At 47.8% G+C, this 24,858-nt stretch carries 19 protein-coding genes; 18 read left to right on the top strand and 1 reads right to left on the bottom strand.

Going from position 1 to position 24,858, the window contains the following annotated elements:
* Window positions 1-39: 39 nt before the first annotated feature.
* From QFZ78_RS22520 to QFZ78_RS22500, 5 genes are all read left to right on the top strand, one after another.
* Complete coding sequence (locus QFZ78_RS22520) at window positions 40-483, top strand: MarR family winged helix-turn-helix transcriptional regulator (RefSeq protein ID WP_307550865.1); 444 nt, start codon at window positions 40-42, stop codon at window positions 481-483.
* 85 nt (window positions 484-568) lie between these two features.
* A complete protein-coding gene (locus tag QFZ78_RS22515) occupies window positions 569-970 on the top strand; it encodes a DoxX family protein (RefSeq protein ID WP_307550863.1) in 402 nt (133 codons plus the stop codon).
* A 63-nt stretch (window positions 971-1,033) separates the two neighbouring features.
* A complete protein-coding gene (locus QFZ78_RS22510; protein WP_307550862.1) occupies window positions 1,034-1,987 on the top strand; it encodes a ring-cleaving dioxygenase in 954 nt (317 codons plus the stop codon).
* Window positions 1,984-2,592 (top strand): alpha/beta hydrolase, encoded by a 609-nt coding sequence (locus QFZ78_RS22505; protein WP_307550861.1) that lies wholly within the window; start codon window positions 1,984-1,986, stop codon window positions 2,590-2,592. Before QFZ78_RS22510 ends, QFZ78_RS22505 begins: the two co-directional genes overlap by 4 nt.
* 31 nt (window positions 2,593-2,623) lie before the next feature.
* The gene (locus tag QFZ78_RS22500) at window positions 2,624-3,235 is read left to right on the top strand and encodes a flavin reductase family protein (protein ID WP_307550859.1); all 612 of its coding nucleotides are present in this window, start codon (window positions 2,624-2,626) and stop codon (window positions 3,233-3,235) included.
* A gap of 168 nt (window positions 3,236-3,403) precedes the next feature.
* Here QFZ78_RS22500 and QFZ78_RS22495 read toward each other — a convergent pair whose 3' ends face one another.
* The gene (locus QFZ78_RS22495; protein ID WP_307550857.1) at window positions 3,404-4,399 is read right to left on the bottom strand and encodes an LLM class flavin-dependent oxidoreductase; all 996 of its coding nucleotides are present in this window, start codon (window positions 4,397-4,399) and stop codon (window positions 3,404-3,406) included.
* A 591-nt stretch (window positions 4,400-4,990) separates the two neighbouring features.
* On the opposite strand from QFZ78_RS22495, the gene desA reads away from it, so the two are divergent.
* The 13 genes from desA (at window position 4,991) to QFZ78_RS22430 (ending at window position 24,845) form a co-directional block, all read left to right on the top strand.
* Complete coding sequence (desA, locus tag QFZ78_RS22490; protein ID WP_307550855.1) at window positions 4,991-6,025, top strand: Delta(5) desaturase DesA; 1,035 nt, start codon at window positions 4,991-4,993, stop codon at window positions 6,023-6,025.
* A 138-nt stretch (window positions 6,026-6,163) separates the two neighbouring features.
* Window positions 6,164-6,790, top strand: a complete 627-nt coding sequence (locus QFZ78_RS22485) for a TetR/AcrR family transcriptional regulator (protein WP_307550853.1) — start codon at window positions 6,164-6,166, stop codon at window positions 6,788-6,790.
* A gap of 67 nt (window positions 6,791-6,857) precedes the next feature.
* Complete coding sequence (locus QFZ78_RS22480; RefSeq protein WP_307550852.1) at window positions 6,858-9,968, top strand: MMPL family transporter; 3,111 nt, start codon at window positions 6,858-6,860, stop codon at window positions 9,966-9,968.
* 240 nt (window positions 9,969-10,208) lie between these two features.
* Window positions 10,209-11,171: an ABC transporter permease gene (locus QFZ78_RS22475; RefSeq protein WP_307550851.1), complete on the top strand. Its 963-nt coding sequence runs from the start codon at window positions 10,209-10,211 to the stop codon at window positions 11,169-11,171.
* 18 nt (window positions 11,172-11,189) lie between these two features.
* On the top strand, window positions 11,190-12,071 hold the full coding sequence (locus tag QFZ78_RS22470) for a carbohydrate ABC transporter permease (protein WP_307550849.1): 882 nt from the start codon (window positions 11,190-11,192) through the stop codon (window positions 12,069-12,071).
* A gap of 153 nt (window positions 12,072-12,224) precedes the next feature.
* Window positions 12,225-13,808, top strand: a complete 1,584-nt coding sequence (locus QFZ78_RS22465) for an extracellular solute-binding protein (protein ID WP_307550848.1) — start codon at window positions 12,225-12,227, stop codon at window positions 13,806-13,808.
* A gap of 89 nt (window positions 13,809-13,897) precedes the next feature.
* On the top strand, window positions 13,898-14,938 hold the full coding sequence (locus QFZ78_RS22460) for a response regulator transcription factor (protein ID WP_307550845.1): 1,041 nt from the start codon (window positions 13,898-13,900) through the stop codon (window positions 14,936-14,938).
* Window positions 14,935-16,782 (top strand): cache domain-containing sensor histidine kinase, encoded by a 1,848-nt coding sequence (locus tag QFZ78_RS22455; RefSeq protein WP_307550843.1) that lies wholly within the window; start codon window positions 14,935-14,937, stop codon window positions 16,780-16,782. The genes QFZ78_RS22460 and QFZ78_RS22455 overlap by 4 nt, the downstream gene beginning before the upstream one ends.
* Window positions 16,783-16,848: 66 nt before the next feature.
* Window positions 16,849-17,616: an SDR family NAD(P)-dependent oxidoreductase gene (locus QFZ78_RS22450; protein ID WP_307550841.1), complete on the top strand. Its 768-nt coding sequence runs from the start codon at window positions 16,849-16,851 to the stop codon at window positions 17,614-17,616.
* On the top strand, window positions 17,613-19,706 hold the full coding sequence (locus tag QFZ78_RS22445; protein ID WP_307550839.1) for a heparinase II/III domain-containing protein: 2,094 nt from the start codon (window positions 17,613-17,615) through the stop codon (window positions 19,704-19,706). Before QFZ78_RS22450 ends, QFZ78_RS22445 begins: the two co-directional genes overlap by 4 nt.
* 22 nt (window positions 19,707-19,728) lie before the next feature.
* Window positions 19,729-22,032, top strand: coding sequence for a DUF4962 domain-containing protein (locus QFZ78_RS22440; protein WP_307550837.1), 2,304 nt, complete (start codon window positions 19,729-19,731; stop codon window positions 22,030-22,032).
* A 475-nt stretch (window positions 22,033-22,507) separates the two neighbouring features.
* Window positions 22,508-23,860, top strand: coding sequence for an extracellular solute-binding protein (locus QFZ78_RS22435; protein WP_307550836.1), 1,353 nt, complete (start codon window positions 22,508-22,510; stop codon window positions 23,858-23,860).
* 94 nt (window positions 23,861-23,954) lie between these two features.
* On the top strand, window positions 23,955-24,845 hold the full coding sequence (locus QFZ78_RS22430) for a carbohydrate ABC transporter permease (protein WP_307550834.1): 891 nt from the start codon (window positions 23,955-23,957) through the stop codon (window positions 24,843-24,845).
* Window positions 24,846-24,858 lie beyond the last annotated feature (13 nt).

Here is a 24,858-nt window from a genome sequence, read left to right as displayed (position 1 = left end):
ACAGCGAAGCAAAATGATAAAAGAAATGAGGTGAACCAAATGAGTGAACAGAGAAATGATTCATTAGATCTCTATATTGCACTCTCCAGAGCAAGTGAATGGGTCAACGCCCATGGGGACCGCGATATTCGGAATTATGGATTGAATCGAACCGAATTCGGTGTTCTAGAGCTGCTTTATCATAGAGGTGCGCAGCCGATTCAACAGATTGGCGGCAAGGTGCTTATGAGCAGCGGGAATATCACCTATGTTGTAGATAAGCTGGAGAAGAAAGAGTTCGTAAAGCGAAAAACATCATCCGAAGACCGTAGACTCGTTTTTGCAGAAATTACGGAAAAAGGGAAGCAATTTATTGAAGAGGTATTTCCCAAGCATACCGAGGTTATAGAGAAAGCGGTAGCTGGACTTACGTCAGAAGAGAAGAAGATAGCTAGTCAATTGTTGAAGAAGCTCGGTAAGTTTGCTCAGGATGGTTTCAAGTAGTTTGCCCCCCCATAAGAGGTGTTAACTACTTAACCTTTTAACTAATATCTTAAAATAGAGATTCTTAAATTGGAGGAGAATGAATATGAGTATCGCATTGGGATTATTAATCATTCGTTTGGTTGTTGGATTAAGCTTTATGGCGCATGGGGCACAGAAGTTGTTTGGTTGGTTCGGAGGCTATGGTCCGAAAGGAACGGGCGGCTGGATGGAATCCATCGGCATTAAACCCGGTGTTGCTATGGCGGTTATGGCAGGACTCATGGAGTTCGTAGGCGGTGCGTTGTTCGCCGCTGGCTTAGGTACAGTCTTTGCTTCATTGCTCATTGTTATGACCATGGTCGTTGCGATTGTCAAAGTACACGCTAAGAACGGCTACTGGGCTACCTCGGGCGGTTATGAATACAATTTGCTGCTCATTGCAATTGCGGTAGGTGTGGCATTAATGGGTGCAGGAGCTTACTCCGTCGACGCTTTATTCAATTAATAATCTTGGATACTTTTAAATCAGGTCTGGAATAATTAAACTAAACTAAAGGAGTTGGATTCAATGACACAACAACAAACAGCAGGTATTCACCATATAACGGCTTTCGTACAAAATGCACAGGAAACGGTTGATTTTTATGCAGGGGTTCTAGGGCTTCGGATGATCAAAAAAACGATTAACTTCGACGCACCTGAAGTGTACCATCTGTACTTTGGTAATGAAACGGGAAGTCCGGGGACTATCATCACCTTCTTCCCATGGGCGCACTCTCGCAAAGGACGTATCGGCGGCGGTCAAGTCGGTATCACGACGTATGCTGTACCTACAGGTAGTCTATCTTTCTGGGAAGAGCGTCTAACGCAATTTGATATTCCTTTTGAAAAAACACAAAGATTCGCAGAGACATACCTTCAATTCGAGGATCGGGATGGTCTGAAACTTGAAATCGTAGAGCGCGAGCAAGGAGCGCTTAGTCAATGGTCATTCGGCGGCATTCCAACGGATAAAGCGATCAAAGGCTTCGGCGGCGCTGTTCTCTACAGCACGGCACCTGACAAAACTTCTCAGCTGCTAGAACAGGTGATGGGGCTTCAGAAAGTAGGGCAAGAGGGAGCTTATGCTCGTTTTAAATCCTTCGGAGATTTAGGGAACATCGTCGATATTAATGTAACCCCGATGGCCTATGGAGCTGGAGGAGCAGGTACCGTCCATCATATTGCATGGCGCGCCAAAGATGATGCTGAGCATGCCCTCTGGAGAAGCCATGTACAGACAAATGGGTTCCAACCTACGCCGATCGTTGATCGTCAATATTTTAACGCGATCTACTTCCGTGAAGAAGGCGGCATACTCTTTGAGATTGCAACGGATCCTCCGGGCTTTGCACGTGATGAACAGCCTGAGGCGCTAGGTGAGAAACTGATGCTGCCGGAATGGTTCGAGGAGAGCCGTGAACAAATCGAGCGTAATCTTCCGCCGATTCAAGTACGTGTATTGGAGGGGAATAAACAATGAAGCATATCTTTCAAAAGGGAACGGATGTAACGGCACCTGTACTCGTGCTCTTTCATGGTACGGGAGGCACTGAACGTGATCTTCTGCCTCTAGTTCAAGCGATTTCACCGACATCGTCAGTGCTAAGCGTTAGAGGTAATGTGCTTGAGAATGGCATGCCGCGGTTTTTTCGCCGGCTGGCTGAGGGAATCTTTGATGAGGAGGACCTCATCTTCCGTACCAAGGAATTGTACGATTTCCTCGATCAAGCTGCCGTGGAACACGGCTTTGATCGTCAGAATCTCGTAGCCATCGGCTACTCGAACGGTGCAAACATCGCCGGAAGTCTTTTATTTCACTATCCAAATGCACTGCGAGGAGCCATTCTCCATCATCCGATGGTGCCGCGGCGAGGCATTCAACTGCCGGATCTCTCGGGTATTCCCGTCTTTATTGGAGCGGGTCAGAACGATCCGATCTGTTCCCCGCAGGAGACAGAGGAATTACAGAAGCTGTTAAGTGAAGCGGGATCAACTGTTGCCGTTCACTGGGAACAAGCAGGGCATCAGTTGACGCGTTCAGAGGTAGAAGCGGCAGGGACGTGGTTTAAGACGAATTTATCATGAGGCCGAGTCTAGTAAAGGTGGGAGATGCTTTGTGATATCTATTGATCCATCGAGTCAAAGTGAGCGGGAAAACTATAAGCTATTGATAGGCAGCATAATTCCAAGGCCGATCGCATTTGTTACATCCCTATCCTCGGAGGGTGTGCTCAATGCTGCACCGTATAGTTATTTTACAATTGTGACGGCAAATCCTCCAATGGTTGCTATCTCGGTGCAAAGGAAGCAGGGTGTTCGCAAGGACACTTCGCGAAACGCCGTCGATACTGGGGCTTTCGTCGTTCATATCTCTGACGAATCGTACATCGACCAGATTAACCAAACCGCTGCTCCGTTAGCGCCGGACGAAAGTGAAGTTTCTTTAGCCGGACTTACACCCGTGGCTAGTGTCAAGATTGCCGTACCGGGCATCGCCGAAGCGAGCATACGTATGGAATGTGTCTTGGAGCAAGTCATCACACTTGGCGGAACCGAGGATGCTCCTGCAGCCGATTTACTAATCGGAAGAGTCGTACAGTTTCATATCGCTGATTCTTTATATGAGAACGGTCATATTGACCCGAATGGACTTAAGCCAGTTAGTCGCCTGGCCGGCAGCTCATATGCGAAATTGGGCGAACAATTTGCGATGGATCGGCCCGTTTGAATAAATAAAAAGGAAAGCTACTTAGCATAGAAAGAGGACACTCCCACGTAAGGGGTGCCCTCTTTTTGCTACATCAACTCATTAAAGCCGAAGCCCGTTTCTCTCTGAGGTCCTGTCTATAGCTGATGAAACCAAGGATCAATCCAAGAACCGGCAGCAGGGACCTCTCTAGATCTCTTTGACAACCTCGGCCACAATTTCATAAGACCTCAAGCGAGCCGTGTGATCATAAATCTGGCCTGCGATGATCCACTCATCGGCTGCCGTCTGCTGCTGAAGCTTAACAAGCTTCTCGCGGACGGTGTCTTTACTGCCTACGATGGAGAAGCTTAAAGCCTTGTGAACGTAAGCTTTCTCTTGAGGACTCCATAAGGGCTCCATGCTGGCGACGGGTGGACTCAGCATGCCAGGACGGCCGCGCACGATGTTTAGAAATTGCTGGTGCTGCGACGTCGCCAAATGCTGGGCTTCCTCATCGGTTTCGGCTGCAATAATGTTAACGCCGACCATCGCGTACGGCTTCTCAAGCGCGCCAGAAGGGCGGAACTGGCGGCGGTATAGATCAAGAGCCGCCAGCAAATAATCGGGAGCGAAATGGCTGGCGAAAGCGAAAGGAAGCCCCAACTGACCGGCCAGCTGGGCGCTGAAGTCACTCGATCCGAGCAGCCAGATCGGGATGTCTAGCCCTTCGCCCGGCACGGCGCGCACTCCTGGTACACCTGTACCCAGCGCCGGGTTGAGATAGCCTCGGAGCTCACTCAGCTGCTCCGGGAAGTCTTGACCGTCGCTGCCTAAGCCGCGGCGTAGTGCTCTTGCCGCAGCCTGATCGGAGCCAGGCGCACGTCCTAAACCAAGATCGATGCGCCCCGGAAACAACGATTCCAACGTTCCAAACTGCTCGGCGATGACGAGCGGTGCGTGGTTAGGTAGCATGATGCCGCCGGAGCCTACGCGGATCTTCTCCGTAGCCATAGCGATATATCCGATGACGAGTGATGTGGCGGAGCTGGCAATGCCCGGCATGTTATGATGTTCGGCGAGCCAATATCTATGGTAGCCCCACTTTTCAACGTGTCGGGCTAGATCTGCGGAACGGTGAAATGAATCTCTTGGCGTTCCGCCAGCAATAACGGGAGCCAAGTCTAAAACGGATATAGGTATCATTGAATAGTCCTCCATTTTTTATATATACTACTATACCAGTATTAAGTAAGGCCCGCATAAATTGGCCAAGCTAGGAGTAGATACCTCCTGTGACCAGAAAGCAATGTTCATCATTTGTTCACTTAGACTTACCTATTTGTTCACAGAAATTCCCTTATAAAATGAACATAATTATTACATATATGGAAACAATTATTTAAGGGATGTTTGAGATAGGGAGAAATTATTGTATTTTTGCAATATTTGAAGGGTATAACGACGACTTGTTCGCCTAATGTTGTAATAAGTACAACTTCCTATTTACTAAATCGAGTGGAAGTATCTTCCATATGAGAAACCTCTTTTTATGGGAAAATAAGGGTTAGGTTGCCATTCGCAGGATGATTTTTGGGTCATGTAGAATAGTGAAAATATGACTTCATGCACATATGACTTATATTGCATTTTACAAAAAGCATTTTGGAACTTATGATGAGAGGGCAATGTAACATTTCTTCTCTTATAAGGGGAACTTAATTGAATTCCTAACGTACTACATCAGGTGGCACAAATCAGTCCGGTATGAAACGGAGAGAAGGAGCTTTAATTAGAATGAGTCAACAAGACAAAGGTGGGTGGCGGTCTGACATCGCGCCTTACGAAAGACCACATATCAAGTACAGTGTGTGGCAAATCATTAATACATTAGGTCCCTTTTTTATGCTTTGGTATTTCGCTTTTCTAAGTCTTTCGGTTTCTATCTGGCTTACGTTCGTGCTAGACATTATTGCAGCAGGATTCCTGATTCGAATCTTCATTATTTTCCATGATTGCTGTCACAAATCTTTTTTCAAAAATAAATTAGCGAATGAAATTGTTGGTACACTTACAGGCATTTTGACGTTTGTCCCTTATCATCAGTGGCGTCATACCCACTCCGTCCATCACGCATCCAGCGGTAATTTGGATCGCAGAGGTGTCGGCGATATCTGGACACTAACGGTTGACGAATATATGGCATCTTCTCCGCTTAGAAGACTTTATTATCGGGTTTACAGAAATCCGTTTGTGATGTTTATTGTCGGACCCATTTTCATCTTTTTGATTGATTACCGTTTTAATCGCAAAAAAGCAGGAATGAAAGAACGTATGAATACGTACATCACGAACTTGGGCATTGTTGGAAGTATCGTGCTGCTTTGTTGGGGTATGGGTTGGGAATCATTCCTCCTAGTCCAAGGTCCAATGTTTCTAATTTCAGGTATGGCTGGGATTTGGCTTTTCTACGTTCAGCACAACTATGAAGACTCATACTATGAGAATGACGCGGAATGGGATTATATGAAGGCAGCTATGCATGGAAGCTCTTTCTACAAATTGCCTAGAGTTCTGCACTGGATTACAGGTAATATCGGCTTTCACCATATTCACCATCTGAGCCCGCGAGTTCCTAATTACTATTTGGAAAAGGTTCATAACAAGAACGCTGAGCTGCGCAAAGTTCAGACGGTTACTCTGAGGACAAGCTTAGAATCCCTTAAGTTCCGTATTTGGAACGAGGAATCAAAGAAGTTCATACAGTTCAAAGATCTCAAGCCTTTCAAGTCGAAAAGAATCATCGAGACGCTCAAAACGAAGGCAGAGTAAATCTTAAAGAAGAGTCGACGGCCTCAAGTAGCATGCTGCTTAGGTTGTCGGCTTTTTTTTGATTTCATGCTTGCAAAAAAGGAAGTACACACGTTATAATCATTCCATTACGCCAAAAAGTGAACGGGTGTTTATTATATGCAGGTATTAAAAGATGACGTAAAAAAGAGTATCCGCCAAGCGGCATTGTCCGAATTCAAGAAACATGGTTATATGAAAGCTTCTATACGGCATATTGCAGACGCTGCGGGTATTACACCGGGCAATATTTATCGGTATTTTAAAAACAAAGAAGACCTATTCTATGAGTTGATTCAACCGGTCTATGAGCAGCTTGCTTCTTACACCCTAGAGATCAAGAATGAGGTTGATTTCAAATTGTGCAAGGAAACTGCTGATCATCTCGTTATTTTGCGTAAAATTGATGCGACGATTTTGCAGCTTTTCAAGCAATCGAGTGTTGAATTAACTATCCTCCTAAATCTGAGTGAAGGCTCACGGTACGAAACCGTGAAACAGGAACTCATTACTTTGGTGTATCAAATTTTGGAGAACGTGTTCGCCACCACGAAGGAAACTCCGGCCCCGCTCGAAGTGAATGAGCAGCAATCTGCCCGGATGCTAGCTGTCACGCTTATAGAGGGCATGAGCCTTATTCTGCGCGATTATGAGGATGGCGATACCATTAAGGTGCTAGTTGATGAGCTGTTGTACCTGTATTCTGCGGGTATTTCAGAAAAAATAAAGCTTCAAGGACAGTGCTAAAATTTTTTTGACTCAAAAATGAACGCTTGTTTACTAACGATTTGTAATCGGAGGAGGAATTAGAGAGATGAAACAAATTATTAAATGGCGCTGGACGATTATCGCCTTATGGTTGGTAGCCACCGTAGTTCTCACGGTTTTTCAACCCGATGTGAATGCTATTTTAGGGCTTAGGGGCCAAGATCCGCTGCCAAAGGACAGTCCGTCCAAGGTTGCTGCATCGATTTTGAACAAAATGAATGGAGTAGAAGGGACTAGCGATATCATCGTGTTCCACAACCCGAATAAACTGTCAGATGCGGATATGAAGCAAATCGAGTCAGGTATAACTTCTATGAAGAATCATCAAGCGGAGCTTGGTTTCGATCAATTGCTTGATCCTTTCTCACTGCCTGATGCGAAGTCCTCGCTTATTTCGGAGGATCAGACGACGTTAATGGCTAGCTTTAGTTTGGATAAAAGAGGACGTCATGTCGATGAGATTCAGCAGGAATTTGATGCTGTTTTGAAAGATGTGAACGTGGATTACTACCTCTCAGGTGAGGACTTCATTCAGAACGATTACATCAAAGCATCCGAGTCGGGTGTGGAAAAAAGTGCGGCGTTAACGGTGATTTTCATTTTAGCGGTGTTAGTCATTATGTTCCGTTCCATTGTTATTCCAATCGTCTCGCTGCTTGCTGTGGGTATTTCCTACCTATGCTCCATGGGGATTGCCGCGCAGCTTATTGATAAGTTCGAGTTTCCAGTGACAAGTGTCACGCAAATGCTGTTAATTTTAATTCTTTTCGGCATTGGAACTGACTATAACATCCTGTTGTTCAATCGGTTTAAAGAAGAATTATCCCATGGTTTGTCCGTGGATGAAGCGATTATTGTGACGTATAAAACGGCTGGGAAAACGATTTTTTATAGTATTTTGACTGTATTTATTGCTTTCGCGAGCTTGACGTTCTCGGATTTTGGTATTTATAAATCAGGCAATGTGGTGGCTATTGGTACGGCGGTGCTCTTACTTGAAATTATGACAGTGACTCCTTTTCTCATGAAAGTACTGGGCAGTAAGTTGTATTGGCCTTCCAAGGGTGCAACCGGACATAAGGAAAGTAAATTTTGGGCGGGCTTGACGGCAATTGCTGTGAAAAGACCAGTGATCACAACGCTGCTTATTCTGATTGTGATGATTCCGATTGCCCTTTCCAACCATCAGAAGTTGTCTTTTGACCAGTTGAAAGAGTTAGGGAATGACCATGAATCCACCAAAGGATTCAGCCTTGTAGCGGATCATTTTAGCCGAGGCCAAGCGCTGCCGACCATGGTCGTGATTGAGAATGATAAAGCACTTGATAATAATGACGGATTAGCCGCAATTGATAAGCTAACGGACAAATTGAAGAGTGTACCCGGCGTGGATAAGGTGTCCAGTGTGACGCAGCCACAGTCGAAGCCGATTGATAACTTCTATATTTCGACGCAAACGTCGACTGTCGCAGAAGGAATTACGGCTTCGCAGAAGGGTGTCAATCAAATAAAAGATGGTTTGAATTTGATGCAGAGCAAACTGGTCAGTCCGGATTTGTCCGGCACCGATCAGTTAGTTGAGGGAACGGGTAAGGTTCAGGATGGTTACAGTCAGATTACTGTTGCGCTTGAGCAAGTATCGAAGGGTATTGCGCAGGGTGCCGACGGAGCTGCGGAGCTAACTGCGGGCATTGCGAGCTTAAAGGACGGCATGACGCAAGTCGATGCCAATACGTCGAAGATTAGCAGCGGACTTACACAGCTGCAGCAGGGTTATAGTGCCTTAACTGACGGTTATCGTCAGATTGAAGGAAAGCTTCCTGGTATTCAGCAGGGGCTGACTGGGATGAACGGGCTTATTGGCGGGCTAGGTGCAAAGTACAGCCAACTGTCTTCGGATAGCGACTACATCAAGCTGAAGCAGACGGGAGAGGGCTTGGAATCCGGACTCGCCCAGCTGAACGGCGGGCTGAAGGAGCTTGGCGCGAATGCCGCCAAGTTGAATGGCTCTTTCGCTGAGGCTGCTGCGGGACTTACGCAGATTAACGGCGCGCAGGCGCAACTGGCTGCGGGATTGGCTTCACTGCAGAGCGGCTCAGAGGCGCTCGCGAAGGGGCTGAAGCAAGGCAGCGCGGGCAGCCAAGAGATCGCCGCGAACATGGCGAAGCTGAATGACGCGCTGGGCAGCGTCAAGGACGGTCAGCAGAAGCTGAACGAGGGCTTGTCGGGCTTGGCTGGCGGGATGAGCCAGTTGAAGGACGGCCTCGGCCAAAGCGGCAACGGACTTGGCGATGTGTCCGAAGGGCTTGGAAAAACGAGCCAGTTCCTGACGCAGCTGAACAGCTCGAAAACGTTCTTCATTCCGAAAGAAGCGCTAACTAGCGCGGATTTCGGCAAATCGCTGGATAGCTTCATGTCCAAAGATCGCAAGAGTACAAAACTCATTGTCATTCTGAAGGATGATCCGTACTCATCAGCGGCTATGGACACCATTGAGGGGATTAACGCCGAGCTAGCGTCTAGTTTGAAAGGCACGATGCTGGAGAAAGCGAAAGTCGGTGCCGCGGGACCAAGCTCCACGACCTATGACACGAACAAAGCACAGCTAGAATCGTTCAATAGCACGGCGATCATCGTGATCATTGGCGTATTTATTGTCCTGTTGTTCGTGATACGGTCCTTCTGGCCAGCGGTCTATATCATCGTGTCCTTAGTGATTTCCTACTATGTTGCGATGACCGCTACCAATATCGTTACAGATAAAATCATCGGTGCAGACGGCGTTTCGTCTTTCGTACCGTTCTTCTCCTTCATCATCATCATCGCCGTCGGTGTCGACTACAGCATCTTCCTGATGATGCGATATAAAGAGCTGGGCGATTTATCGCCGTCTAAGGCGATTGTTCAGGCCGCTAAGCATATCGGCGGCGTGGTGATCTCGGCTATGGTCATCCTCGGCGGTACCTTCGCGACGTTGGTTCCATCAGGCCTAGTTTTGCTGATTGAGCTAGCCGTTGCCGTGATCGTGGGGCTCGTTGTACTCTGCTTTATTTTGCTGCCGATGCTGCTGCCGGCTTTGCTCGCTATGCCTGAGGCACTGCGGACGAAGCGGAAGTCAGCGGCTAGGCAAGTGTCCACGGAGAGTAGAACCGCGTGAGCATGAAGTGAATGGATTGATAGGCGCCTCCCACATTTGTGGGTGTCGTTTTTTTTTTGTTGTGAATGTGGTGGCTTTAACGATGAAATTCAGTCTTACGTCTAGTGCAAGCCGTACAGATCCACTTCCCATTACCTAAAAAAAACACAAGTGAGTGAGAAGACAATCCATTGTTGCAAGCGCTTTAGCAGGGTACGATGTAGATATAACATCAGCGAAGAATAGTGAGGGGGGCCAAGAATGGCGGTCAACGCACAAGCGGTAAAAAAGATGAATCAGCGCTCGCAGGCACGTAAAGGTAGTTCCTTTCTGCGAACGTTCTGGAAGTATAAGGCGCTGTATTTGATATCGCTGCCAGGGATTTTGTATTTTATTGTTTTCAAGTATGTGCCCTTGTTAGGTTCAGTCATTGCTTTTCAAGATTACAACATTTTTGATGGCTTCAAGGGAAGTGAATGGGTTGGGTTCGAGCATTTCACACGGATGTTTGCCCACTATGACTTCCTCAAGATTTTGAAGAATACGATTCTGATCGGCATTTATGATCTGGTACTGGCTTTTCCGGCGCCAATCATACTCGCCTTGCTGCTTAACGAGCTGCGCGTTGTAGTGTACAAGCGTTTACTTCAAACCGTTGTTTACATGCCTCACTTCTTATCGTGGGTTATTGTGAGCGGGATTGCGATTGGTATTCTTTCTCCTTCAACGGGAGCTTTAAACCATTTCATCACTTGGTTAGGTTTCGAGCCGATTTATTTCATGGGTGAAGAGTCATGGATTCGTACAGTGCTCATTTCCTCGGGTATTTGGCGTGATTCCGGCTACGGTACGATCATTTATTTGGCCGCACTAGCAGGAATTAATCCGGATCTGTATGAAGCTTCTGAGGTGGATGGCGCGAACCGCTGGAGACAAACCATTTCAATTACGCTACCGTCGCTTCTACCAACCATTATGATTTTGTTCCTCCTTCATATCGGTAAATTTTTGGACTTTGGATTCGAGCGCGTTTATGTGTTCTTGAACCCGTTAAATAAAGAAAATGGTGAAATTCTAGATACGTATATTTACACCGCAGGGTTGCTAGGTCAACAATTCAGCTATACGACCGCTATTGGACTTTTCAAAGCGTTAGTCGGCGTGATCTTTATTGTCACTGGAAATATGCTAAGTAAAAAAACAACGGGTGAAAGCTTGTATTAAGACGGAGGTGAACGCTTTATGAATCGCAAGCCGACAGCCGGCTGGCAAGTTTTTAACATCTTTAATGTGCTTTTTCTGACTCTCTTATCGCTGGCGATGCTCCTGCCGTTCTTAAACGTGATAGCCCAATCGTTCAGCTCTTCGGAAGCCATTGTGAATGGTAAGGTGCTCTTCCTGCCTGTTCAATTTACAACGATCAACTATCAATATGTGTTCAGTGACGCAGCAATCTGGCGTTCCTTCGGAGTAACCGTGTATATTACAGTAGTGGGTACCCTGATCAATCTCATCGCCACGGCATCATTGGCCTATCCGGTGTCTAGACCAGAATATGCTGGCCGTAACGTTGTAGTAATCATGGTTCTCATTACGATGGTATTCACAGCTCCACTGATTCCAAACTTTATTTTGATGAAAAACTTACATTTGACGAATTCCCTTTGGGCTTTAATGCTTCCAGGCGCTATCAGTGCTTTCAACTTTTTCGTCATGCGGTCGTTCTTCTTGCAAATTCCGAGTGAGCTGATTGATTCCGGACGTATTGACGGCTGTTCCGAGCTCAGAATGATCTGGAATATCGTGCTTCCATTGTCCAAACCGGTTATGGCCTCTCTAGGGATCTTTTATGCGGTGGGTCACTGGAATACGTACCAGAGTGCACTGTACTACATCAACAAGCCTGCCTTATGGCCGCTTCAGGTAAAGCTCCGTCAATTGATAGTGTCCGAGGATATCAGTATTGATCCGAACGCTTCCCAATTCAGCGGACTTGCGAATATGGATCCGGAAGGCATCAAGATGGCGACCATTATTATTGCGACGCTCCCAATTATTCTGATCTATCCGTTCTTGCAGCGTCATTTTGTTAAAGGAATGATGGTGGGTTCTGTAAAATCTTAAGGAAATAGTGCTGTATGGAATCAACAATTTCTACAGCATTCTAAAAAAAAGACAAATCGAACTAAAGACATTCCATATCGGCAATTTGTAAACGCTTTTACAATGAAGATGTGAAAGCGTTCATATCTTAGTGAAATGAAAAGAGGGGTAGAAATGAAAAAATGGATTCCCACCACGATGGCAGCAGTAATGATGGCCAGTTTGCTGGTTGCATGCTCTTCTAAAACCGCTGAACAACCGGCTTCAAGCGCGGCGGCTGGCACGTCAAGCACAAAGCCTGCTGAAAAAACGAAATTCTCCATCTCCTTGCGTACACTCGCATTCGGACATGTAGAGAAGTCACCTGATATTAATCAAGACAAATGGGTGAAAAAGTTAGAAGAAATGACGAACTCCGATATGAATATCGTACTTGTTCCTCACAAAGAATATGAGCAAAAAATGATTCAGATGTTTGCAACCAATGACATTCCTGACATTGTACAGGGCAGTGGTGGTGTGAACGGTAAAGAAATGGCAGGTTCCGTGAAGGCTGGCGTGTTCACGTCACTTGATGAATTGTTGAAGAAGTATGGACCGAATCTGCTCAAAAAAGTGCCGAAAGACGCCTGGGATAACGTAACTTACCAAGGTAAAATTTTCGCTATTCCTGAATACTTGTCCAACCCATCCCGCCGCGCCATTTTCATTCGTAAAGATTTACTCGACAAAACAGGCCTAGGGGTTCCAAAAACAGTGGACGAGTACATGGCCGTACTTCGCAAGTTCAAAGAAATGGGCGTTGAGAACCCGTACATGGGTCGTGAAAACTTCAAGTATTCAGACTCCTTCTTCGGTGCATTCGATGTGTTCCCTTACCTATCCATGTTCGAGAAATCAGGCGATCAAGTTCTGCCTAAATTCTTCGACACAGAGAATATGACGAAAGCGCTGCAAACGTACAAAACAATGTTTGATGAAGGCTTGATCAATAAAGAATTCGCAACGATCAACGCCACAGTATTCAAAAACACTATTCTTGCGGGTAAAGCAGGGATGTGGTCCATGAATGCAAATGAATTGCTGCAATGGGAAACACAGCTAAAAACAACAGTTCCAACGGGTGATATCGAGATTATCGCATCCCCGACAGGACCGGATGGCAAAGGCGGCCACTACTTGTACGGACCTGCGCCGCGTGCTTACTTCATCAATAAAAATGCTAAAAATGCTGCGCAAATCATCCAGTTCTTCGATTGGATGATGTCCGATGAGGCAGAGAAATACTTTACTTTCGGTATTGAAGGTGACACTTACAAAACGGTGGATGGCAAAATCGACTACAAAGCCCCAACGGATACAGCAGGTGTAGATGAAGAGCGTTACCGTCAATCCTTCTTGTGGCTTGTCCAAGATACGACTTATAATAAAGGGACACTCAGCTTGACTGAAGAAGGTAAGAAATTAATGAATGTCTATGATACAACGTTAAAAAATGAAGGACGCGATGGTATGAGCTTCGAGCCACGTCTTGAATCTTTAATGAAAAACCCTGATATTTCACCGCTTTCCGACCAAGCGCCTCCAGTCATTCTCCAGCACATGGTGAAAATGGTGTACGGCAAAGAGCCGATCTCCGACTGGCCGAAAGTATTGGAGGAGTGGAAATCCAAAGGCGGAAATGAAGTAATCAAGGAAGCAACAGAGAAATTCAATAGTAAAGAATCCGGTACGACGGTGTCGATGCCGCGTAAATAAGCTCATCTGCTGAGCATGACCGCCTCCTCACGTGCCCACAAGCCCGTGGGGAGCGTGCATTTCATAAGGGTTTGAAAGGAGCATTCCTCATGTACCGCATACTCATTGTCGATGACGAACCGATGATACGCAAAGGCTTACAGAAACTCGTTGAACAATCGGAGCTCCCCATCGAAAGCCTGCGAACGGCTGAGAATGGCGTTGTCGCGCTGCAGCGGATTCAAGAGGAACGACCTGACTTCCTGTTCACCGATATTCGGATGCCTAAGATGGATGGGCTGGAGTTATGTGCCCGTGTTGCAGAAATGGATGCCGACATACAAGTTGTGGTCATTTCCGGCTATGGTGATTTCGAATATGCGCAGAAATGCGTGTCTTACGGGGTGAAAGAGTACTTACTGAAGCCCGTCAACATTAAGGGATTTCAGCACGTGTTAGAGAAGCTAATTCGTAACCAAAGTAAAGTAAGCTCCGAATCCTTCGTTGCTGTAACGAAGTTGGAACAGTGGGCAGGGCGCATGGAGCAAGCCGTGTGGATGCTGCAGCAGGAGGAATTAAACGGCGTCGTAGAGGAAATTCAGGCGGAGCTGAAGGCGAATAAGCTCAAGCTCAACCGGGTTAGCGATATTTTGCAAGAGATCCACACCCTCCTGCACCAAAGGTTAAATGTGAGGGATGTATATTTCATGCAGGGTGAGCTAGATTTAACCGGCGTTATGAGCGAGGAGGAAGCGTGGCTTCGCTTCACGACTACGGTAAGTGGGTATCTGGATGAGCTTCGAATCAAACGCAAAGGCAAGCTTAAGGACCCTGTTGAGGAAGCCAAGCACTATATAGAGACGCATCTCGCTGAGGAAGTATCCTTAGAAGAGGTGGCTGACTTTATCGGGCTTAATCCTTCTTATTTCAGCCAACTGTTTAAGCAAAGTACGACAGAAACATTCGTGCAGTACCGAACACGCAGACGCATGGAAAAGGCGAAGAAGCTGCTTCAACAGCCACAGTGGCGAATTACAGATATTTCGGGTGAGGTCGGTTACGCCGATCATCCCCATTTTACAAAAACGTTTAAGAAATACGAAGGCTGCCTCCCGTCCGAATATCGACAACAAATGGGTATCCGTTCATGAAAAGAAAGACGTTGTCAGGTCAAATTTATACGTACTTTCTCATTGTGATCGTGCTGTCACTTTTGTCCGTAGGCGCAGTATCTTATTGGCAATCATCACGGGCGTTAGACGACCAAGTGAAGCAGTATATGGAGCAAATGGTCGACAGTGCGAACTATCAGACGGATAGCTATTTGCAGGCTTACGAGCTGCTTAGCAATGCCTTTTCGTCCAACTCTGATGTGCGGGTTTTCATGGAAATCAAACCAGATGATGCGTATGAGTATTATGTGTATTCGGATAAAATCAAGAAATTTGCACTCGCATCTGTGGAGTCTATCGTCACGCTGTATAAGCAGTTAAACATGATTTATGTAGTGGGGCAGCATGGACGTTCAGTCATCTATGAAAACCAAAATCTGTTTAACTTTGATCCCGTGTTGGTGCAAGAGAAGTATGATAATTTGATGAAAATGACGCCTGGTAATGGCAAAATAGCACTGCTTAACATGAGCATACGTCCGGTTGATCAAGGCTCTGTCGTGACAATGGCACGTAAAGTAAGAGGGCCTTCTTACGGAGATGAGAATCGTGGGGTTGTTGCCATTGAGATTAAGCTAGATGAGTTAGCAAAGACTTGGGATCGTGTGAGTCTAGGGAAAAAGGGCTTTTTCTTCATCGTGGACGATGCCGGTAACTACATCTATCCTCGTTCGATGAGCGAGCGGAAGCCTCAAGACGAACTGTCATCGCTCGTTTTGGCGAGTGGCAATCAGACATTCCTTCATAAATACAACGGGGAAGAACGTATGTTTGTATCACGGAAATCCGGCTACTCAGATTGGAACCTTGTCGCATCAATGCCAGTTGAGGAGCTGCGTCGTCCAGCCGATACGATTCGAACAACGACCATCATCGTTGGTCTGGTTACACTGGCTATCGCGCTATGGTTGGCCTACCGTTTCGGCCGGTCTATTATTGCCCCCATACGAGGGCTGAAAGACAGCATGCGGGAAACGGAAAAAGGAAACTGGCAGTACATCGACGAGATTGGCCGAACGGATGAGATCGGGGGGCTTATTCACAGCTACAATCTAATGGTGACGCGTCTTTCCGATATGATCGAGCGGGTGTATGAAGCCGAGCTGGAGCAGCAAAAGAACCAGCTTGAGCTAGGTGAGACGAAGCTTGAACGGCAGCGGGCAGAGTTTCAGTCCTTGCAGCTGCAGATCAATCCGCATTTTTTATATAACACATTGGAAACGATCAATTGTTATGCAATTGTTCAGGATTCCAGTGAAATTACAGAGATGGTAGAAGCGATGGCTTTCATGCTCCGCTACTCGGTGCAGACGAATTTAGAAGAAATTACAGTAGCGAATGAACTGAATCATGTACGCAATTATATGATTGTTTTGCAGCACCGAACGGGAAAAGAGTTTGAAATTGATGTTGCGATCCCGCCAGGGTTGCTGTTGGAGAAGATGGTTCGGTTGACATTACAGCCGCTCATCGAAAATATTTTTCAGCATGCATTCCCGGATGGTGTGGAACCGCATCATTTCATTCGCATCGATGCCCGCAAAGAAGGCGGATTGTTCCAAGTGTTTATCGAAGACAATGGCACAGGCATGAAGCCGGAGAGGCTCGCCGAGCTGCGCACGAAGCTGGAGGAAAACCGTTTGGCGGAGCCGGAAGAGACAGGCGAATCCCAAGGTGGCGGTATTGGACTCATGAATGTCCACCGTCGGATCCAGATGGTGTTCGGCGAGGCCTACGGACTGTCTATAGACAGTGAGTGGGGACGAGGGACCTGTTTGACGATGACAATGCCGGAGACGGTGAGGCCTCGGTTGCGCGGGTGAGGGTGTTTTGTAGCGCTAAGTGGGACAAAGAAAAATTGTATATACACATACATGGGAGGAATTCATATGAATATCGATTTGACGGGGAAAATTGCACTGGTGACAGGATCTAACGCGGGGATTGGACGCGCAATTGCATTAGCTCTGGCTAGCAATGGGGCGAAGGTTGGTGTGAACTGCTTGAATAACGTTACACAAGGGCAAGAAGTTGTAGCAGCCATTCAAGCGGCAGGCGGCGAGGCTGTATTGGTACAGGCGGATGTTACGAATTTGGAGCAAATCGACAGACTCGTTAGCGAAGTTGAGCAAGCCTTGGGTGGGACGATTGATATTCTCGTGAACAATGCAGGCCATCTCGTTCAACGTGTTGCGAATTCCGAAATGTTTGAAGAGATGTACAACCGTATTATGGATGTAAATGTAAAGAGTGCCGTGTTCATGTCCAAAAGAGTGCTTGCCGGAATGAAAGCGAAGGGCTACGGCCGTATCGTGAATATGACATCGGTTGCTGCGCATAACGGCGGCGGACCTGGTTCCAGCATATATGCAGCAAGTAAAGCAGCTGTACAAACATTCTCCAAGGGATTAGCCAAGGAAGTAGCGGCAAGTGGTATTACTGTGAATAACGTCTCCCCTGGCTTTATCGGCAATACGATGTTCCACGCGACATTCACGACGGACACAGCACGCCAAGCAACTGTGAATGGCATTCCGCTGCAGCGTGAAGGAACACCAGATGATGTAGCAGGCGCAGTGCTTTACCTTGCTTCCGATCTAGCTGCCTACGTAACGGGTGAAACGATCGAAATTAACGGCGGGATGATGATGCGATGAGTACCGCACTAAGGTTAGGCGAAAAGCTGGAAAAACTGACTTGGGCAGGCCATACAGCACACATATTGAAAGAGGAAATGGATAGGCTGCTGCAAGCAGGCAGCCTTTCCATTCCTAAGGATCCTGGGGGTTGGTGGCACCAGTATGTCTGTCCACACCATCATACCGAACTGATGTTCGATTCAATGCAGCTGGATGCGTCCGAATTTCTATGTCCGCACGGTTGCAAAATCGAGGGAGAAGTATACCGAGGAGCTTGGCTTGTATTTAAGCACCAGTCCCTTGCACGGGTGGCTTTGCAGTCAGCGGCTGTTTATGCAGCTCTGGGCGAAAAGTCGTACGCGCAGATTAGTAAAAGGCTGCTCGTAGAGTACGCAGAGCAGTTTCCGCTCTACCCCGTGCATCCCGAAGCTCAGAGCTGGATGTTGAAGGGGCGTGCTTTTCACCAGGCACTGACCGAGGCGATCTGGTCCACGACCTTGATTCGCGCTTATTTGTTACTGCGCGATGAGGGGGTTGTTTTCGAGGCGAAGGAGCAGGCGGCGATTGACGCCTTCTTAGGTTTACTCGCGGGGAGTATGGAAGAATACCGGCATATCCTGATTCATGAGCGGAACAATGCGGAGAACAACTACACCGCTTGGCTGAACGCGTCATTATCTTGTGTCTATGCCGCTCGTGGAGAGCAAGCGGAACTGGAAGAGTTAATTGAAGGCCAAGGCGGCTTCAAGCATCACTTATCGATCGGCGTGAAGGCCGATCAGCTGGAGTTCGAGGGAAGCACGTACTACCACGTATTCGTGCTTCGCGCGTACTTAATCTCTGCAGAGATGGCGCAGCGATTCGGTATTGATCTCTACGCCACGACAGGCGCAGACGGCCAATTCATGCGCGGCATGCTCGAGGCCCTGGCCGATCTGGCCGACGACCAGGGCGCGCTGCCGGCCCTGCATGACGGGCCGCTCGCGCGGGATCCCTATGCCCGCGAGATCGCCGAGATCGCGGAGCAGGGGCTCGCGATCTACGGCATCGCCGGACTCGCGCCGGTCCTGCGCGAAGCGTACCGGCAGCTAGGCGCTGCCGGCGGCGAGCAGCTCGAGGCGCTGCTCTACGGCGCTGGCGAGGCCGCTGACCGCGCGCCTGCCCTTGAGCCGCGCGAGTCGCGGCTCTGGCCGGACGCCGGCTTCGTCATCGGCCGCGCAGCCGGGAACCCGCTTTCGTTCCTCGCCGATTTCGGCGAGCACGGCGGGTCCCACGGCCATTACGACAAGCTGCATCTGACCTTGATGCATACGGAGCAAACCCTGACGCCCGATTTCGGGATGGTGCCTTACGGCTCGCCCATGCGGAAATCGTGGTTTGCCGAAACCGCCAGCCACAACACCGTGTCGCTGGATGGCCGATCCCAAGCGCCGCATGAAGGGCGCTGCGTCCGCTATGAAGCTACGGATTCAACCGTCTATACTTGGCTGCAGTCAACAGAAGCCTACGAAGGGTGTACGTTGAATCGCCATCTGCTTCTTACTGGCGATTGGCTGCTGGATTGGTTCCAAGTCGAACTCTCAGGAGAAGAGCCGAAGAGCATCGAGTGGTGGATGCATCCTGCTGTTCAAACGCATTCGGAGCAGTCGCTCAGCCGAGATGAAGTTTACAAACTTCTCATTGAACAGAAGGATGCTGCTTCCAATGCCATCACTGTCACTGAGCAAAATCTGCCGATCATCGGCCAGTTCGTGCCTAGCGATTCGATCGAGGCAAGTGGTTCAGCTCAATTGAGCGTATCCTATGCCCTAGGCTCTGATCCTAACGGCTCCGCCGCGACCGTGTTCCATACGGCGCTTGTGCAGCCGGGCGATGAGCTTCTCGCTGTACAGACACCGGGTGACTCCGTTGATCCGAGTCAGTCGCTTACAGCGATGCTTCACCGTCGCAATGACTGCAAGGCTGACTTTATTCATGTGTATCGTGCAGGCAGCCGCGCTGAACTTACTCGCGTTTCCACACAGGAAATCGCCATTTCTATACCGGGACAAACGAACAGCTCAAAACACATTCAATTAACAGCTGATAAAGGCTTGCTTTTAATATAAGAACACCCGGAGGAGAATGGATATGACTTCATTGTCGCCATTATACGAACCGCAGAGCGGCGTTTTAACTGTACAATATGAACCGAATGAGCAGACCGTACTGCTGGAAAACCCACCTCGTTTCACGTGGATTCCTGCACAATTGGAGCATGATCGCTATGTACTGCAAATCTCGCATTCTGAGGCCTTCTCTCAGGCTGACACACAAACGATAAAGCCGATTCCATATAACTTATATACACCGGATGATGCGCTAACCCCAGGTACCTATTTCTGGCGGTACGCCCTTCTCCAGGAAGATGGCTCCCAAACCGTCTGGAGCCTCGTTCGACGCTTCGAGGTGCCAGCCGATTTACCGGAAACACCGCTGCCTAACAGAGAACGCCGATACGCGGAAGTATCTTCCCAGCATCCTAGATTATGGCTGCAGTCGGCTGAGCTTGATGCCTTTCGCAGCGGGCTAGCTGCAGATCCGGTATATTGCGGATTTGACATCTTTTACGAGAAATCCGTTAAGCCTTGGATTGAGCGTGAGCTGATTACAGAGCCGCTGCCATATCCGGGTAATAAGCGTGTAGCTAAGCTATGGCGACAAATGTACATGGATACCCAGGAAGCTCTCTATGCGGTTCGCCATCTCGTGGTAGCCGGTACAATTTTGAATGACGAAACGCTGCTAGATCGCGCGAAAACGTGGCTGCTCCATCTGTGCAGCTGGGACGTGAACGGTACAACAAGCCGTGACTACAACGACGAAGCCTCCTTCCGTATGGCTGGAGCAATCGCATGGGGTTATGATTGGCTTTATGCTCGGTTAACAGAGGATGAGCGTAAGCAGGTGCGGCAAGTTCTGCTTGCCCGTACGCGTCAAATCGCCCAGCATGTTATTGAGCATTCCAAGATCCATCATGTGCCGTTCGACAGTCATGCGGTGCGTTCGCTATCCAGTGTATTGGTCCCGTGCTGCATCGCACTCTTGAATGAGGAGCCGGAAGCTCGCGAATGGCTCGATTATACCCTCGAATACTATGCATGCTTATATTCGCCTTGGGGCGGACCGGATGGAGGCTGGGCGGAAGGTCCGATGTATTGGACGACCGGGATGGCTTTTGTTACGGAAGCGATGAATTTGCTGAAGAAATATACAGGCATTAATTTTTATCAAAGACCGTTTTTCACGAAAACAGGCGATTTCCCGCTTTACGCATTCAGCCCGGATACCCTTCGCGCAAGCTTCGGTGACCAATCGACCCTTGGCGATCCGGTTAGCTTGAAAACTGGCTTTAACATCCGTCAGTTCGCCGGTGTGACTGGTAACGGCCTGTACCAGTGGTATTTTGAGCGGGTACGTGAAACGGATACCGATTCGGAAATGAAATTTTACAACTATGGTTGGTGGGATTTCCGTTTCGACGAAATGGTCTACCGTCATGATTATCCGCAAGTGGAAGCTATCGCCCCAACAGATGCGAATATCGAGCCGGTCAAATGGTTCCGCGACATCGGCTGGGTGGCGTTTCACTCGCAAATGGCCGATCCGGAGCGCCATATCATGCTGCTGACGAAGAGCAGCAAATACGGCTCCGTCAGCCATAGTCATGGCGACCAGAACGGCTTCCTGCTGCATGCTTACGGGGAACCGCTTGCCATTGAAAGCGGTTATTACGTGGCATTCAGCAGCACAATGCATATGAACTGGCGCAGACAGACGCGTTCGACGAACAATATTTTGATTGACGGTTTGGGTCAATATGCCGAGAAGAATAAAGTGCTGAACATGGCGGCTAATGGGTTTGTTGAAGTTGCCGAGCAGCGCAAAGGCTACGGTTATTCCCGTAGTAACGCAACGGCAGCATACAAGGAGTACGTTCCGTATTTGGAGCGTTACGTACGCGAGCTATACTTCTTCGGCACGTACGTTGTTGTCGTCGACCATATCGACCTGTCGCAGGCAGGCTCTATTGACTGGCTGTTCCAGACCCTGTATGAAATGAAGATGAACGGACAGACTTTCAAAGTCCAAGGCCGCAAGGCGGATATGGACGGCCGTTTTGTCTATTGTTCATCTGGTGAGTTGGAGCTGACACAGCATCAAGGCTTTTCGGATGTGGATCCAGCCGAAATCGAGGGACTGCCGCTGCACTGGCATCTGAAGGCAACGACGAAGTCGGCACGCAGCCACCGCATCGCGACACTCCTCGTGCCTATCAAGCACGGCGAGCCGAAATACGTGTCCTATTTCATGGATGATCAAGGCTTCGACACACATATTTATTTCACTGAAGACGGTGTAACGAACAGAGTCGAGGTACCGAAGGCTTACTAGTTTTTATAAGCTGCACTCATCATTTATCTTTAAAGATCGACCTCTTATTCGCTGAACTAGCGTGAGAGGTTGATCTTTTTGCTTGTAATGGAAGCTATTAGTTTTTTTATATAGAAAATAGCTCTGAGAGTATGAATAAGTGTCTATCGGCCAGAAGGGAGGATTATTTGTTTTTGCAAGTAAGCGGATAAGGGAGAGGTTAGTCGGGTTTAGGTATGGGTCCGTCATTCCATCGCCACTCGCACGTGTCACTCCTATCCCACCAGTCACTTTTGCCTCGCCCATTAATCACTCCTATCCAACATTCACTGTTTCACCCACCCCCACCACTCCTCATACCAAACATCCACACCCACTTCCAACATAAACCTATAAAAATCAAACATCATACCTATAGTTCCCACATTGTAAGGGTTACCATATTCGAGCGATAATAAGGACATCAAGAACAACCAACAAACGAGGGGGATTCACATTGGTAACTAAATACAAAGCATTAAGCGTCGTTGCAGCTAGCTTCCTAGCTATCAGCTTAACAGCTTGCGGTGCGGGTGGAAGCACGAGCGGCAGCACAACAGATACGAAAACAAGCGCGGCTCCGACAGCGACAGCACCAGCTAAAAAGCAGGAGAACATTACGATCACGTTCCAAAATATATATCCGGATCCAACCGATCCAAAGAACGGCATGTTGAAGAAAATCGTTAACGATTACCAAACGAAAAATCCGAACATCAAGATCGAGCTTGACTCCCTGAACACAGATCAACAAAAGCTGAAGCTCAAAACACAAGCGGCTTCCAAAGAAGTGCCTGATATCACAATCGTGAACCCGTCCGCTCAAATGAAACCTTTCGTTGATGCAGGCCTGTTCGCACCGTTGAACGACATGGTTGAGCAAAACGGACTTAAAGCGACGTTCCAAGAAGGCATCCTGAACTGGTACACATTCAACAACAACATCTACGCTTTGCCTGATGGCAACAACATCGGTCTCGTTTATTACAACAAAGACTTGTTCAAACAAGCTGGCGTTGAAGTGCCGAAGACTTTCGAAGAAATGGTTGCAGCTGTAAAAACACTGAAGGGCAAAGGCATTCAGCCAATGGCTATCGGTGAAAAAGATTCCTGGACGGGTTCCTTCTTGTTCATGAACGTATTGCTTCGCACAAATGGCGGCCCAGGCTTCCTGCAAGCCGTTGTTGATGGCAAAAAGACGTTTGCTGATCCGGCATTTACAGATGCTGTAAGCAGCTTCCAAGACTTGGTTCAAGCTGCCGCGTTCCAAGAAGGCGCAACTTCTTTTGACTACAATGCGGGTGAAAATTTGTTCAAAACAGGCAAAGCTGCTATGTACTACATGGGCAGTTGGGCAACTGGCGGAATCGAAACATCTTCCGTTAATGGTAAAGTTGGCGTGTTCAAATTCCCAACTGTTAAAGGTAAAGGGAACCCAGACGAGTTCATGCTTGCTCCAGGAAGCGCGTTCGCCGTATCTGCAAACAGCAAACATTTGAAAGAAACCAAAGATTTCTTGAACTACTTCATGCTGAACTTCCCTAAAGAAGCTTTCGCTGTAAAAGGCGCTGTAGGTATCGCACAAAAAGTAGACGGCGACTTTAAAGCCGCTGGTTACTCCGATATGGCGATGGAAGTGCTTGGTTTGTTCAAACAAGTGAAAGGCGGCGACCTTGCGTTCGACAATACGATGAACCCAGGAACAGCTCAAGGACACTTAACAAGCATCCAAAACCTTTTCGTACAGAAGAAAGATCCTGCTGAAGTGGGCAAAGAGCACCAAACCGCTTACGAAACGAATAAAAAATAAGATGAATTAGCAGCCGAATCGGAATTTATCTTGAGCGCCGCAAAGGGCTGAAGGTAAATTCCGATTGGTATATGCCAGGAAGGAGGCGAGCCAAGTGAATGTGTTAAGAGTCTCCAAGTGGACGATTGCCATGTTTGTACTACCGTGTTTGCTGATCTATGTTAGTCTCGTTTTCGTCCCGATTCTTGTGTCTCTTTACAGTGGATTGCTGGATTGGAACGGAATTGGCGAGTCGACATTTGTCGGTCTCAAAAATTTTCAAACCCTGCTTTTCGCAGATCCTGTATTCTGGCCGTCGGTTCGCCGTACATTGATGTTTGCTGTGTTTTCCATGGCTGAAATTCCGGTCGCTTTAGGTATAGCTATTCTCTTGAACCGATTTATTAAAAAACCGAATTTTCTCGTTTCGAGTTACTTTTTACCTGTTATTTTATCCGTCGTCATCATCGGTCAATTGTGGAAAACGATCTATAACCCCGCTGCGATGGGGGGCATGCTCAATCAAGTGCTCGACATGTTGAATTTACATGGTTGGACGAGATCGTGGCTGACAGATCCTAAGATTGCGATGTATTCTCTCTATTTTGTAGCCCTATGGCAGTACTTAGGTTACCATACGCTGATCCAGTTTACCGGTATTCAGAACATCCCTGCTGATATTTATGAAGCAGCCCGGATTGACGGAGCCGAGGGGCTTAAAGCCGACTGGCATATTACTTTCCCTATGAATATTCCGATTTTTAAAATATCGATCGTCCTCGCCTTCATCGGCTCGCTGCAAGCTTTCGACATGGTCATGGTCATGACCGCAGGGGGACCAGCACACGCGACAGACGTGATTTCCACGCATATGTACAACATGTCCTTCCTCTCCATGAAATATGGGTATGGAAGTGCGATTGCGGCTTGCTTGGTTGGCATGTGTTTGATCGCAACGGTTATTATTAATGCGGTATTCAACCGACTAGAGAGAAGATTTTCATGAAGGAGGGGAGTGT

It is taken from the genome of Paenibacillus sp. V4I5 (assembly GCF_030817255.1).
Lineage (GTDB): Bacteria > Bacillota > Bacilli > Paenibacillales > NBRC-103111 > Paenibacillus_E.
This window is presented reverse-complemented; position numbering and strand designations above follow the sequence as displayed.